Origin of the sequence: Picosynechococcus sp. PCC 73109, from assembly GCF_001521855.1 — a bacterium.
In the GTDB taxonomy this organism is placed as follows: Bacteria; Cyanobacteriota; Cyanobacteriia; order Cyanobacteriales; family MRBY01; genus MRBY01.
Genome location: NZ_CP013998.1, coordinates 807109 through 821008, shown reverse-complemented (window position 1 = coordinate 821008; position 13900 = coordinate 807109). Strand labels below are relative to the sequence as shown.

General features: G+C 51.4%; 14 protein-coding genes. 2 read left to right on the top strand and 12 right to left on the bottom strand.

All coding sequences use genetic code 11. From position 1 onward, the window contains the following. Nucleotides 1-10: 10 nt before the first annotated feature. The 7 genes from recO to rimP all read right to left on the bottom strand — a co-directional run bounded on the left by recO (nucleotide 11) and on the right by rimP (nucleotide 7382). Complete coding sequence (gene recO, locus AWQ23_RS03940) at nucleotides 11-823, bottom strand: DNA repair protein RecO (RefSeq protein WP_062432775.1); 813 nt, start codon at nucleotides 821-823, stop codon at nucleotides 11-13. A 7-nt stretch (nucleotides 824-830) separates the two neighbouring features. Further along, nucleotides 831-1517, bottom strand: a complete 687-nt coding sequence (gene deoC, locus AWQ23_RS03935) for a deoxyribose-phosphate aldolase (RefSeq protein ID WP_062432772.1) — start codon at nucleotides 1515-1517, stop codon at nucleotides 831-833. Between the two features lie 315 nt (nucleotides 1518-1832). Further along, on the bottom strand, nucleotides 1833-1922 hold the full coding sequence (gene petN / locus AWQ23_RS15705) for a cytochrome b6-f complex subunit PetN (RefSeq protein ID WP_071819460.1): 90 nt from the start codon (nucleotides 1920-1922) through the stop codon (nucleotides 1833-1835). Nucleotides 1923-2115: 193 nt separating this feature from the next. Beyond that, nucleotides 2116-5055: a translation initiation factor IF-2 gene (infB, locus tag AWQ23_RS03930; RefSeq protein WP_062432769.1), complete on the bottom strand. Its 2940-nt coding sequence runs from the start codon at nucleotides 5053-5055 to the stop codon at nucleotides 2116-2118. Nucleotides 5056-5292: 237 nt separating this feature from the next. Next, nucleotides 5293-5547, bottom strand: coding sequence for a YlxR family protein (locus AWQ23_RS03925; RefSeq protein ID WP_012306383.1), 255 nt, complete (start codon nucleotides 5545-5547; stop codon nucleotides 5293-5295). Between the two features lie 51 nt (nucleotides 5548-5598). Continuing rightward, a complete protein-coding gene (nusA, locus tag AWQ23_RS03920; protein WP_062432766.1) occupies nucleotides 5599-6861 on the bottom strand; it encodes a transcription termination factor NusA in 1263 nt (420 codons plus the stop codon). Nucleotides 6862-6920: 59 nt separating this feature from the next. Continuing rightward, on the bottom strand, nucleotides 6921-7382 hold the full coding sequence (rimP, locus tag AWQ23_RS03915; RefSeq protein ID WP_062436492.1) for a ribosome maturation factor RimP: 462 nt from the start codon (nucleotides 7380-7382) through the stop codon (nucleotides 6921-6923). A gap of 290 nt (nucleotides 7383-7672) precedes the next feature. Here rimP and AWQ23_RS03910 point away from each other — a divergent pair, with 290 nt between their 5' ends. Further along, entirely contained in the window at nucleotides 7673-7975 is a 303-nt protein-coding gene (locus tag AWQ23_RS03910; RefSeq protein WP_012306380.1) for a 30S ribosomal protein PSRP-3, read from the top strand. Nucleotides 7976-8126: 151 nt separating this feature from the next. Here AWQ23_RS03910 and atpC read toward each other — a convergent pair whose 3' ends face one another. The 5 genes from atpC to dusA all read right to left on the bottom strand — a co-directional run bounded on the left by atpC (nucleotide 8127) and on the right by dusA (nucleotide 13371). After that, the gene (gene atpC / locus AWQ23_RS03905; protein ID WP_012306379.1) at nucleotides 8127-8531 is read right to left on the bottom strand and encodes an ATP synthase F1 subunit epsilon; all 405 of its coding nucleotides are present in this window, start codon (nucleotides 8529-8531) and stop codon (nucleotides 8127-8129) included. Nucleotides 8532-8631: 100 nt separating this feature from the next. Then, entirely contained in the window at nucleotides 8632-10083 is a 1452-nt protein-coding gene (gene atpD, locus AWQ23_RS03900; protein ID WP_012306378.1) for a F0F1 ATP synthase subunit beta, read from the bottom strand. Nucleotides 10084-10239: 156 nt separating this feature from the next. Next, nucleotides 10240-10989, bottom strand: a complete 750-nt coding sequence (gene rsmG, locus AWQ23_RS03895; protein ID WP_062432763.1) for a 16S rRNA (guanine(527)-N(7))-methyltransferase RsmG — start codon at nucleotides 10987-10989, stop codon at nucleotides 10240-10242. Nucleotides 10990-11021: 32 nt separating this feature from the next. After that, nucleotides 11022-12335 carry a four-carbon acid sugar kinase family protein gene (locus AWQ23_RS03890; protein WP_062432761.1) on the bottom strand — a complete coding sequence of 438 codons (1314 nt, stop codon included), beginning with the start codon at nucleotides 12333-12335 and terminating at the stop codon, nucleotides 11022-11024. Between the two features lie 13 nt (nucleotides 12336-12348). Beyond that, on the bottom strand, nucleotides 12349-13371 hold the full coding sequence (dusA, locus tag AWQ23_RS03885) for a tRNA dihydrouridine(20/20a) synthase DusA (protein ID WP_062432758.1): 1023 nt from the start codon (nucleotides 13369-13371) through the stop codon (nucleotides 12349-12351). 127 nt (nucleotides 13372-13498) lie between these two features. Between dusA and ebsA the strand changes: the two genes are divergently transcribed. Beyond that, on the top strand, nucleotides 13499-13879 hold the full coding sequence (gene ebsA / locus AWQ23_RS03880) for a type IV pilus biogenesis protein EbsA (RefSeq protein ID WP_012306374.1): 381 nt from the start codon (nucleotides 13499-13501) through the stop codon (nucleotides 13877-13879). The last annotated feature ends 21 nt before the right edge of the window (nucleotides 13880-13900 follow it).

The window sequence follows — 13900 nt, the reverse complement described above, 5'->3', positions numbered from 1 at the left end:
CGATCGCCCCTTAAAAAGCTAAGGGGGCAAGGGTATCGATGAGCGGGGCCGCCTTGAGGGTTTTGCCAATGTGATGCTCAAGGTACTGCCGTAACAGATGTTCAACCCGGAGCCAAGCCGTTTCTAAGGAAAATACCATTTGTTCTGCTTGGGACCACCGTTGCAGCTCCGGCAAATTACGGTTGGGCAGCATTTGTAAAATATCTAGTTCCAAAGCCGTCAGCCGTTGATCGGGACGAATGTTTCCCTGGCTCAGCACCATAATCCCCCCCAGATCGTGACTAAAGCCAATGCGCCACCGGGGATCAACAAAGTTGGGAGAAATAAGGGTTTGACTGCCCTGGCAATGTTGAACTTGGGGCGCAAAACCGGCGATCGCCAACAGATGAAATAGAGCTTGGGTTAGGTGGGCGATGATCTGGGTCACCCTGGCGCTGGGCTGAAATTCTAAAGCTTCGATGCGGCGCAGATGTTCCCGAAGCAATTCATATAATTCTGGCTGAGGGGTGTGGCTCACTGCGAGGTAATGGGTTACTTCCGCCAGGTATTGACCCACGGCTAATTTGGCAAAATCATGTCTGAGGCCAGAATAGGAGGTGAGCATATCCGCCTGTTGGATCCGGTCTAGCGATCGCCCCCTGGTCAAAACAAATTCATTGACCACCAGTAATTCGGTGCGTCCCCGCAGGGCAGAACGGTGTTGACGCGCCCCTGGGGCTACGGCTTTTACCAACCCTTGTTCCGGCGATAGGATCGTTACCAGCCGATCCGCTTCACCGAGGGGGCTGCCTTTGAGAATGATGCCTGTGACTTTAAAAGACATACCGTATTTACCAAGTTGGATTGTCGCTCGCTTGTTCCCTTTCCTGCATAATCTTGATACTCCGGGACGTGCCAAGGCGAGTCGCACCAGCCTGGATTAAGGCGATCGCCTGGTCAACCGTTTTGATCCCTCCTGCTGCCTTGATCCCAATGCGCCCTTTGGTGATCCCATGGAGCAACTTTACATCAGCCACCGTTGCCCCCCCGAACCAGCCCGTTGAGGTTTTCAGGTAGCTCACCCCTGCATCAAGGCAAATTTCTGCGGCAAGCCGTTTTTCGGTATCCGTTAAGAGAGCCGTTTCTAAAATGCCTTTGATGGGAATCTTAGTTAGTTCGACGATTTGCGCCACTTCCTGATAGAGCTTCTCCGATTCCCCCATTTTCACCAAGGCCAAATTAAGCATCACATCTAATTCCGTGGCACCATTTTCTACCGCTTCCTGGGCTTCGTAGAGTTTGGTTGCGGTCGTATGGGCCCCGGCCGGAAAACCGACGACAGAACAAATCTGAATCGGTCGCTGGTGTAAGTAATCCCGGGCTGTTTTTATCGCCGTTGGGTAGAGACAGACCGCCGGAAAATCAAATTGGACTGCCGCCTCACAGCATTCTTTGACCTGGGCTGCGGTGGCGGCTGGGTGCAACAGGGAATGTTCGAGATACCGGGCTAAATCAATTTCGTTTGCGGGAATCGCCATGGTTTTTGGAAATGGTACTTCCTTTGATTGTGGCAGAAATTGTTCGGCTTCTGGGGCGTCTGTAGAAATTGTCTAGGCACAACATCCACAAAAAAATCCCCTGCCATCACAGGAGATTAATCAAGCAAGATAGTTCGGGAAAGGCACCAAGGCCGCGCAAGTTCGTTTGAGGGTTACTTGCCCCGTTTATCTCGGTCTTGACGACGGCGATCGCGCCATTCCACAAAGGTGAGGTAGGAGATCCCACCGCTGACCAATAGCAGCAAGGCAAGGGCTCCCAAAAAAAGAGAATTTAAAAAAATTGTTTCCACAATCCTAGAAACCGTTACGTGCCCAAACAACCATGGCGATCGACCAAGTGAACAGGGCCAATAGCGCGCCCCAACCTAGAGAAAGAACATCCATTTTTAATAACGCCTTGAAATTACTAAAGAGTGATCATCCCATATCTTATCCTGTCTTGAAACCTACCGAAACGTGACTCCCTGAATCCTCAGGGCGAAATTGAAGGTGAAATTGGCGATCGCCAAAAAAACCTCCCAGTTGCCCAGGAGGTTTTGGATTAAAGGATTATCGCCAGTTAAACAACGTGCGTCACTTAACTGGTACGGCCCGCCAAGGTGCGGCGTTTGAAGACCATTTCGTAGGCTTCAATGATGTCCCCTTCTTTCCAGGTGCTAAATTTATCGACGCCAATCCCGCATTCATAGCCAGAATTGACTTCCCGGACATCCTCGCGGACACGCTTAAGGGAATCGAGGGAACCGTCATAGACGACGACATCACCCCGACGCACGCGGATCATCCGGTTACGAACGACCTTACCCGACTGGACATAACAGCCCGCAACGGAGCCACGACCGACGGGGAAGACGGCCCGCACTTCGGCCCGACCTAGGGGTTCTTCGACTTCCTCTGGATCCAGGAGACCTTCCATCGCCCCTTGGATTTCTTCGAGGAAACGGTAGATCACGTTATATTCGCGGATGTCAACCCCTTCCTGTTCGGCGGCCTGTCGCGCACCGGGAGCCAAGGTCGTGTTAAAGCCGATAATGATCGCCCCACTGGCAGCGGCAAGATCGACATCTGTTTCGCTGATTTCACCGGGAGCAGACAGCAAGACACGAATTTGGACTTCGTCCTGGGGCAGTTGTTGGAGGGAGCCGAGAATCGCCTCGACGGAACCCTGGACATCAGCCTTGAGTACCAAATTAAGTTCCTTGAGTTCCCCTTCTTGGGCTTGGGCCGAGAGACTGCTAAGGCTGACCCGTCGGGAAGACATGGCCTGTTGGAGCCGAGATTGACGCTTCCCTTCGGCCCGTTCGTCGGCGATCGCCCGGGCTTCTTTTTCACTGGAGTAGACTTCAAATTCATCCCCAGCCGCTGGTACCTCACTTAAACCAAGGATTTCCACTGCAAAAGACGGTGTTGCATCTGTGACTTTTTCCCCGCGATCGCTAATCATGGCCCGGATTTTACCCATCACCGATCCCGCCACAATGATGTCACCAACCCGTAGGGTTCCGTTCTGTACTAACAGAGTCGCTACTGGGCCGCGAGCACGATCCAAGTGGGCTTCAATGATTGTGCCTCTCGCCAGACGATCTGGGTTCGCCGAGAGTTCTTCAATCTCAGAGACGAGCAGAATCATTTCCAGGAGAGTATCTAGATTCTCTCCCTTCAGGGCACTGACGGGCACCATAATGGTTTCGCCGCCCCACTCCTCAGGCACTAAGCCCTGTTCTGAGAGTTCCTGCTTGACGCGATCCGGTTCTGCGCCGAGTTTATCCATTTTGTTGATCGCCACAACGATGGGCACTTTGGCCGCTTGGGCGTGGCGGATTGCCTCTAGGGTCTGGGGACGGACACCGTCATCGGCGGCGACAACAAGAATGGCAATATCTGTCACCTTTGCGCCCCGGGCCCGCATGGCCGTAAAGGCTTCGTGACCAGGAGTATCGAGGAAAACAATTTGACCAGGTTTCCCGTTGTGTTCGATGTCCACGTGGTAAGCACCGATGTGCTGGGTAATTCCCCCGGCTTCCCCTTGGGCCACCTTAGTCTCGCGGATGGAGTCCAGGAGGGTGGTTTTACCGTGGTCAACGTGACCCATGATGGTGACAACCGGAGGACGATGTTGGAGGTGTTCGAGGTCGGCCACATCCAGCATTTCTGTGGATTTTTCAGCCGCTGATTTCACCTCTGGGGCAATGACTTTCACGTCAAATTCCTCGGCCACCATCTGGGCGGTGTCGTAGTCTAGGGTTTGGGTGATGTTGATCGCGATCCCCTTACTAAAGAGGCGACGGATAATGTCTGTTTCAGCGATACAGAGGATATCAGCCATTTCCCGGAGGGTCATGGTTTCTGTGAGGGTGATCTCCGCTGGTGGTGTTTTCACATCAGGGCGATCGCGCCGTTGTTCTTTCTGAGATTGACCACTGCCACCACTGCCAGATCGTTTCGCCGCTGGTTTCTTCGGTTTTGAAGGTGATGGCTTGCTTGGGGAAGGAGACGATGAAGCACTCTTCGGTTTGGGGGGACGGGCAATGGACAAGCTGACAGAAGGCACTTCGGCATTGTTGTTTGTGGTTGTGCCAAAGTCGTCATCATCGTCATCAATGACAACGGGGCGACGCTTGAGTTTGCTGGTTTTTGTCTTCTTGCTTTCGGATTCGTCCTCTTCCTCATCTTCCCAGACTTTACGTTTGCTGGGTTTCGGGCCAATGGCTTTTTTGGGTTTTGCGGCGGGGCGCTTAGGAGGAGCAAGAAGGACTTCTGGGGTTGCGTCATCGTCCCCTTCGACATTGTTGGTATCGGGTTCTTCGTCAAGCTCGGGTTCAATCGCTTGAACGGGGGCGGGCTTTTTACTGACGGTGCCAACAATTTGCGGTTTTGGCCGTAATTTTGGTGCTTTGGCCGGGGCTTCGGCGGTATTTTTCGAGAGGGATTTGGCCCTCACATCGGCTTGGGTTGCTCCACTGCTTGTTTCTGCCGTTGCAGGACTGGCATCGGGTGTCTTGGGAGCAGATGATTTGGGGGTTGGCCGAGGCGGCGGCCCCATGAGCTTGGGTTTCGGGGCAGCGGGGGCTGCTGGTTCCGCTTTGGGGGAAGTTGTCTTGGCCACTGGCTCGGCTTTGGCTCCATTGTTGGCCGGAGACTCTTCTGGTTGTGCAGGTGTCTCTTTTCCTCGACTCGGAGGAGACTGCAATTTCGGACGTTCAAGTTTTTTGGCTGTTGGGGTTGGTTGATTTGCGTCGGCTGATTCTGATTTACTAGCCTGGGGTTTTGCGCCCTGGGGCTGGTGCTGGACGGAGAGAATTTCTTGTTTTTTCTTTCTCTGGGGCCGCTGGGCCTTGGGGGCTTGGGGGCGCTTTTGTGTGGCGATCGCCCGGATTTTATCAGCTTCTTCTGTCGTGATGGTGCTACTGTGACTCTTCACATCAATGGAGAGCTGGCCACAGAATTCTAAAATGTCTTTGTTTTCGAGATCTAGTTCCTTTGAAAGTTCGTAAATTCTAACTTTTTCGTTATTCATCCAATAATGTCCTTAACTACTAGTCGTACAAATTTAGGGTTGGTTGGGGATAGGTGGGTTTAATGTGGATTGTGGGATCTAAATCCAACGGGGATTAGCGGCAATGATGAATGGAAAGGCCTCCGGGCTTGCTAGAGTTCAACAATAAAAAGAAGGTTTAATCTGAGTAATTTCAGGGATGATTTTAAATAGCATCGCGCGTCCATAATGGCTTGAGGAGTGGCGATTGTCAGAGCTTTAATTGAGAGAATTTAAGCGTTCTTTTAGGGTTTGATAAATCTCAGGGGAGACGTTCTTTTTGAGCGATCGCCCGAGCCGATCTTTGCGCTGGGCCATTTCTAGACAATGGTGACATTGACAGAGATAGGCGGAACGCCCCATGCCCCGATCTAATTGTACCTGCTGGGATGGATAGACTCGAACCACCCGCCAAAGAGATTGTTTTGGGGCAAGTTTGCGGCAGGCAACACAGCGGCGTAGATTTGGCTCCATGGCAATGGTTGAAATGGCGATCGCCTTTTACATCAAAATTCCCCCCGGAATCTAAGCGTCCGTTGGCGTGGCCTCTTCTTCTAAAGGGTCCGTTTCAGCTTGATCCGGCAGCACAGCAGTTTCCGATGTCATTTCACTGGGGGGGGCTGTCTCTTGTTCAGCGAGGGCAGCCTGTTCTGCCTCGTACTTAGCACTATCTTTAATATCAATTTTCCAGCCCGTCAAGCGTGCGGCCAAACGCACATTTTGTCCCTCCTTACCAATGGCAAGGCTCAGTTGGTTTTCGGGGACTAATACCGTGGCCTGTCGCTCTTCCGCATCAACCAAGATTACCCCATCGACCCGTGCTGGGCTCAGGGCATTGGCAATGTAAGTCGCTGGATCCGGGGACCAACGGATCACATCAATTTTTTCGCCCCGCAGTTCATTCACCACGGCTTGGATCCGTGATCCCCGCGCCCCGATACAAGCACCGACAGGATCCACATCCCGCTCTAGGGTATCCACCGCAATTTTTGTGCGGGGGCCAACATAACGGCCGGGGGGATTCGCTTCCCGGGCAACGGCCACAATCCGCACGATTTCTTCTTCGATTTCTGGGACTTCGTTGGCAAACAGGTAAACGACTAAATCTGCGGCGGCGCGGGAAACGACCAACTGGGGGCCACGGTGGGAGCCTTCTTTAACGTGTTTTAAATAAACTTTGTAGGTGGTATTGGCGCGGTAATTGTCGTTGGGGAGCTGCTCCCGTCTGGGTAATTCGGCTTCGGTTTCTGGTTGACCAAAGGCGCTGGTAACCGCCATCACCACAAAGTTCCGCTCAAAACGGAGGACACGGGCCTGGAGGACTTCCCCTTCTAGTTCTTGGAATTCTTCTTGGACGAGTTTGCGTTGCTGATCCCGTAATTTCTGAAGCAGCACTTGCTTGGTTTGAATCGCGGCCATCCGCCCAAAATCACTCTGTTCGGGGGTGACGTCTAGGATTACGGAATCACCGAGCTGGGCTTCATTGGCGACTTCTTGGACTTCTTGTAGGGCAATTTGATGATCGGAGTTTTCCACTTCTTCGACAATCACCTTGGTGGCCAATACCCGAAAGCCTTCGTCTTCGAGGTCTAGTTCGACTTCAAAGTTATCGAAGTAGTCTTCAGCGAAGGGGGTGGCTTGGTTGAGCGTTAGGGAACGGCGATAGCGCTCATAACCTTTGAGCAGGGCTTCCCGGAGGGCTTCATGGACGGCACTTTGGGGTAAATTGTGGCGATCGCTGATTTCTTCAACGAGGGCGCTTAAACCAGTGAGACTAACAAGGGACATAGAAATTTACGGATAGAAAAAATCGATAAATGAACAAAGCTTGGGGCAGTTTGGGGCAACTAGGGTTGGTCATCTAGTTGTACTTTGGCGACCAGTTCCCGGGGAATGGCGATCGTCTTGCCCTTGAGATTGAGATGGATTGCCGCTTCATCCCGTTCCCGGAGGGTGCCACACCACTCTTTTTGATCTTTGTAGGGAGCATAGGTTTTCACCCGGACAGGAAAGCCCCGGAAGGCGATAAACTCTCGATCCGTGGTGAGGTTGCGGTCGGTGCCAGGGCTAGAGACTTCCAGCACATAGGCCCCAGGAATAATCTCTTGGGCTTCCAGTTGGGGATCGAGTAGGCGACTGAAGCGCTCGCAATCTTCCAGGCCAGTGTCTTGGGAGAGATTCCGGACATCAATTCTGAGGACTGGTGGTTTTTTATTCGTCTGGAACACCACGTCCACCACTTCTAAACCCAACTCTGCAGCAATGGGTTCGGCACAGGTTACGATTCGGGGGATGAGGGGATGAGCCATGGGGAAATCTAGACAACAAAAAAAGCGGGTCAGGCCCACTTCAGGATTTCTTGATCGGGGTGGTATAGATAAAAAATATTTTATCTATCTGCAAATAGTCTAACATTCGCCCGTCACAATGACATAGCTTGGGGCGATCGCCCCCGGTAACAAGTGTTTATTTCTCTGGATTTGTTGCCCCAATCCGTCAGGAGATTTTCTAGGGGGCATCCAAATCTCCCGCTTCAATGTAAAATAATAGACTGTAAATTTTTGAAACCACTTGTGTAAATTTGGGTTTGGAGGCTTCTTTGGTAGAAAGATTTCTTTTAAAGGTACTTTGGTTAGATAAAGACGTGGCGATCGCCGTGGATCAAGTTGTTGGGAAAGGCACCAGTCCTTTGACCGCCTATTTCTTTTGGCCCCGTAACGACGCTTGGCAACAATTAAAAGACGAACTAGAAGCGAAGCACTGGATTTCTGAGGCAGAGCGCATCGAAGTGCTCAACCAAGCCACAGAAGTTATCAACTACTGGCAAGAACATGGCAAAAAGACCAGTATGGCTGAAGCCCAGGCAAAATTCCCTGAAGTGGCCTTTAGCGGCAGTAACTAAAGTCAATTGCCCCTGTGCTTGTCTTAAATGTAATCACTATCTAAGTTTTTACGATTGTTATTTTGTAATTAATTTCTATAAAAAAATGGGCAGCCCTAGAGCTGCCTTTTTATTGCAAAATTTTTCTTTTGGCTCTAGGGCGACACATTGCCTATGCCATGCCACCAGCCGCCATGTAGCGGGCCCGGGTCCGCTTGAGTTCTTTGCGGGCATCAAGGATTGCTTTACGATCTGCCGCATTGACTTGATCAAGTTGTGCCTTTGCACTTTCAAAAGCCTTGCGGGCTTCCTCAAGATCGATGTCTTGACCCTTGGCTGCAGTGTTAACCAGCACCTTTACTTCATTGGCTTCTACCTCAGCAAAGCCATCGGTAATTGCGATGTTCTCCCAACCACTGGTCCGGACGCGAATGACGCCGGATTCGAGGGCTGTGAGGAGGGGCGCGTGGCCCGACAAAATACCGATTTGACCAGAACTACTGGGGAGGATGACTTCTTCGACACTGTCATCCAGTACCGTCCGGTCTGGGGTGATCACTCGTACTTTTAAAGCCATTTGCTTAAATCTAATTCAAAAAATAAGGAAAATTCTGACGTTCAAGGTCAGCACCCCGCAGAACGGTAGCACTGACCTGATGTCTTAGGCGAAGCAGGGTTTAGCCTTGCTCTTTGAGCTTCTTGCCTTTGGCGATCGCCTCTTCGATGTTGCCAACGAGGTAGAACGCCTGCTCAGGTAGATCATCTAATTCACCAGAGAGGATGCGCTTGAAGCCTTCAATGGTTTCTTCAAGGGTCACATACTTACCAGGAGAACCGGTAAATACTTCTGCCACAAAGAAAGGCTGAGACAAGAAACGCTCAATCTTCCGGGCCCGGTCTACGGTCAGACGGTCTTCTTCAGAAAGTTCGTCCAAACCAAGAATTGCGATGATGTCCTGGAGTTCCTTATAGCGCTGGAGGGTAGACTGTACCGCACGCGCCGTGTTGTAGTGGTCTTCACCCACGATGCTGGGCTGAAGCATTGTACTGGTGGAATCGAGGGGATCCACAGCAGGATAAATCCCTTTAGACGCCAAAGCACGGGAAAGTACCGTAGTACCGTCGAGGTGAGCGAAGGTGGTTGCCGGAGCAGGGTCAGTCAAGTCATCCGCAGGGACATAAACTGCCTGGATCGAGGTGATAGAACCTTCCTTGGTAGAGGTAATGCGCTCTTGGAGATCCCCAACGTCAGTACCGAGGGTGGGCTGATAACCTACCGCAGAAGGCATCCGACCGAGCAGTGCCGATACCTCAGAACCAGCCTGGACAAAGCGGAAAATGTTGTCAACGAAAAGCAGTACGTCCTGCTTGTTTACATCACGGAAATATTCCGCCATGGTCAAACCAGACAGACCAACCCGCATCCGGGCTCCGGGGGGCTCGTTCATCTGACCGTACACAAGGGCGATCTTGGAATCGTTGAGGTTATCGGGGTTGATAACGCCAGATTCGATCATTTCGTTGTAGAGGTCATTCCCTTCACGGGTCCGTTCCCCTACACCGGCGAATACAGACACACCACCGTGGTTGGTGGCGATGTTGTTGATCAGCTCCATCATGATGACGGTTTTACCAACACCAGCACCACCAAAGAGACCAATTTTCCCACCACGACGGTAGGGAGTAAGAAGGTCAACAACTTTAATGCCCGTTTCAAACACAGAAGGAGCCGTGTCGAGTTCGGTCAGCTTAGGAGCAGGGCGGTGGATTGGGGAGGTTTCTTCTGCACCAACTTCGCCTTTTTCGTCTACGGGTTCACCGAGGACGTTGAAAATCCGACCGAGGGTTTTCTTCCCTACAGGAACGCTGATGGGAGCACCAGTGTCGAGGATATCCATGCCGCGAACGAGACCGTCGGTGGAGCTCATGGCAACGGCCCGGACTTGGTTGTCGCCGAGCAACTGTTGAACTTCACAGGTGAGGTTGATTTCTTGACCGTAGGGGTTTTTTCCTTGGATTTTTAGAGCGTTATAAATCCGAGGCATTTTGCCACTGGGGAACTCTGCGTCAATGACAGGGCCAATGATCTGAGTGATTTTACCTAAAGTTTTTTCTTGTGTAGCTACCATGCTTCTCTATTATCGATTGGTTTCGCTCTAGGCCAAATGCTGGCTTTGTTCCTAAAGTTTTAACCAAATGTAAAAATTTGCCATACTCAGGGTACCATCTCTTGGGATCAAGTAAACAAGATTCGACAGAGGGCCAGGGAGCTTGATCTATAAGGCTTAAACCGGGGCGAGGGGGGATTGTTTCGGGAGGCCGATCGCCCTGGGGAATTGGGGGGCTGTGGTCTGGTTTTTCTCGATGTAGAGACAAGTACGCTGGCCCTGGGTGATTGGGGTTGTAAATTGCTGTACGGCTAGGAGTTGACCACCACATTGGGCGATCGCCCCTTGGAGTTGTTCCGTTTCGGCCTCAGACCATTGGCCCCGATAGAGAACCGCGAGGCCGCCAATTTTGAGTAAGGGTAAGAGATACTCTACACAGAGGGAGGCTTTACCCACGGCGCGGATCGTCGCGATGTCATAGCTTTCCCGGTATTTTGGGTCTTGACCCAGGGTTTCGGCTCGGTCAGCGATGCCAAGGGTATTCAGTTGGAGGGTTTGGCTCAGTTCAACGAGGAAATTAATTTTTTTGCGGGTGGCATCGAGCAGGGTGATTTGCCACTCAGGAAAGGCGATCGCCAAAGGAATCCCAGGAAAGCCGCCCCCAGTGCCCACATCGATTACTTTTTGGGGCTGGGTTAAACGCTCCGCCAACACGTCTAGTTTCAAAGCGGCGTAGGAATCCCACAAATGTTTTTCCCAAAAGTCTTCTGGAGACGTGATTCGGGTCAGATTCAGCCGCTGGTTGCCGTCGCAAATGCCGTGGTAAAGGGCAGCAAGGGCCGGATAGTGGGAGGAATCGGGTTGCCAAAGGTGAGGATCGGCATAGCGCTGGCATAGGTCGCGAAATAGGGCTTCGATGTCGTTCATGGTTTCAAGAAAAAATAAAGCCTAGATTGGGATCAACGGGGAATTTGGAGGCGTTGGTAAGCGGTGACGAGACTGTGGCGATCGCCCACATTGCCAGGAAACAGTACCACGGGCAACTGGGGAAATTGCGGGTGATCATGCTCCGTTTGCACGAGGCAACAACCAGGAATAATTTGGCCGAGCAACTGAATCGCCGGAACCCGCAAACCTTTTTGGAGCAGCGCATTGGTGGTGTTACCGCCTTTACTAATCACAAAGCCGAGATCTGCGGGCAACTGGGCAAGAATTTTAAGGAATAGAGCCGTGATATTTTTACCAAATTCAAGGTTATGTTGGGCTTGGTCGCTGGCTGGCACTTGCCGACTGGTAAAGAGTACGGGGGTTTGTCCGGCCTGACGAATTTTTTGGATCTGCTCTAGCATCGCTACTGCTAGTTGATCACGACTTGGGGATGTTTGGCACAGCTCTACATCGATCTCAAGACCGACAACGCCTGCTAATTGCAGTAATTCCGTGAGTTGGACGGTTGTTTTTTGCGTGTGGGAACCGACAATAATCAGGCCTGGTTGGGGCGATCGCCGCACGGTAAAACTTTCTTCTGGGGGAATCGGCTGGGGGCCGAGAGCCGCGAGGGAAGTCAGCAAACTGGCGGCACTACGAAAGAGAAACTTTTTACCCTGGTGAATCGCTCGGAAGAGGTCAGGGACTAAACGATCAAAATCAGCTTGTTTTTCACCGTCGAGGACAACGCATTTGCCATTCTGCAGACGACAAAAATAATCTTGAAGATTTTCGGGTAAATTCCCTGGATTCAGGCAAGCCACTTGATTCGCTGTCACTACGCCCTTCGTTTTTGTCGCAATAAAATCAGGTAAAAAACTGTCCTGAAAACCAAAGAGGCGATCGCCCGCAAATTCTGTCTCAGCCACGGGGATCAAGCGTTCATTTTCCTGGACATAGTGAATGCCGTTGCGGGTAATGCGGCCCCCCTCAAAAAATGCTGGGGCAAAAAAACAAGCATCAAACGGCCCTAATACGTTGGCGATCGCCTCGGTTTCTGCCGGGAAATGGCCCCTCAAGGTGGAATCCGAACGACTGACGATCAGATATTCCTGGATATTTTCCTGGGTCAGGGCAATTTTGAGATTCCGACAAACTGCTGTGGTGGTGGCGATCGCCTCTGGTTCCGTCAAAGCGCGGGTATTCGCCAAGATAAACAGAATGGGCGCAGCATCCCGTAAACCCAACCGCAGCGTGTCCACATCCCAACGCAATAGTAATGGACAACTATGCACCGTTTGGGAGCCTGTCGGGTCATCATCAAGCACAATGATTTTTGCTGTCATGGTCACTTTCTTCCTAAACCAGGGAGACCGGATTGGCGATCTCGTTTGTCTGGGGCACCAGGGCCAAGGCTTGCTCAATAATTTCTCGCCCCACCGTCGTTCCTCGACCCTCCTCCGTGATAAACCGTTTCCAGGCTTTGGTACCGGGTTGGCCTAAAAACAGCGACAACATGTGACGGCTAATGCTGTGGAGTTTTACCCCGGCTTTTGTGGCACGTTCAATGTAGGGCAACATCTCCTCAACAATTTCATGGCGACTTTTGGGCTGTACCGCTTCCCCATAGATATCGCGGTCCACCGTCGCAAACAGATAGGGGTTGTCATAGGCTGCCCGCCCCACCATTACTGCATCCACTTGGGTTAAATGGGTTTGAATTTGTTCTAGCGTCGTAATGCCGCCATTGATCTCGATCCAGAGGTGAGGAAAGTCTTGTTTTAACCGATAAACATCTGCATAACGTAAAGGTGGGACCGTGCGGTTTTCTTTTGGGCTTAAACCCTGTAGCCAGGCTTTGCGGGCGTGGACAGAAAAGCGATCGCATCCGGTTGCCGAGACAATCTCGATAAAGCGGCAGAGGTCTGCGTAACTATCTTGTTCATCGACGCCAATGCGATGTTTTACCGTAACGGGAATATTGACTGCCTCCTGCATCGCCGCTACACAATCGGCCACCAACTCCGACTGGGTCATCAAACAAGCCCCAAAATTGCCCTGTTGTACCCTTGGACTGGGACAGCCCACATTGAGATTAATTTCGTCGTAACCCCAGTCTTCGCCCACTTTGGCACATTCGGCCAATTCCTTGGGATTATCGCCTCCCAATTGGAGGGAAATGGGATGTTCTGCGGCATCGAAGTCTAAAAGCTTGGGGCGATCGCCATGGATAATCGCCTGGGTGGTAATCATCTCCGTGTAGAGTAATGTCCGTCGGCTGATTTGGCGCATCAAGTAACGAAAATGGCGATCGGTACGATCCATCATCGGCGCTACACTTAACAAATGGGGACAAACCACGGCATTGATCCTCTGCGACATAAACCAAAACGGATGAAGAAATATTCAACGGAAATTTCAGCCAATCCTAGAACAAAACAGAAACCAGCCAACAGGCTACAATGCGATGTATTCTCAACGCTAACTGATTTCTTTAGAGCAATGCCCCATGGCTGTTTTTGACGATATCCAATCTGCAGGAAAGGGAGAAGTGATGGTTTATGCTCCCTACTATCCAAAAAATAAACAAAAAACACTGCCCAAAGCCCTCGGACTATACCAGATCGGCTCCGTTGAGGGGAAACGGGTAATCGAAAAAGGAGAAAGTATCCCCTTTGTGGCCAGTTGGTATGTCTCTAAATTACCGTCGGAAATGACCAGTTGTCGCCTTCAATTTGCGGCCCAGGCGGATCTCAGTTACAGCGTGACATTACCAAACCACCAGTTTGTAGATTACCTCATTGATCTCTTAATTGGCTTCGGCCGTGACGGGGCCATTGACTTTCCTAAGGATTTTTATCGGGAGCTTCTGGGCCTAAAAAAAGAATAGCGTCCTGGTTTGCTCAGTCGC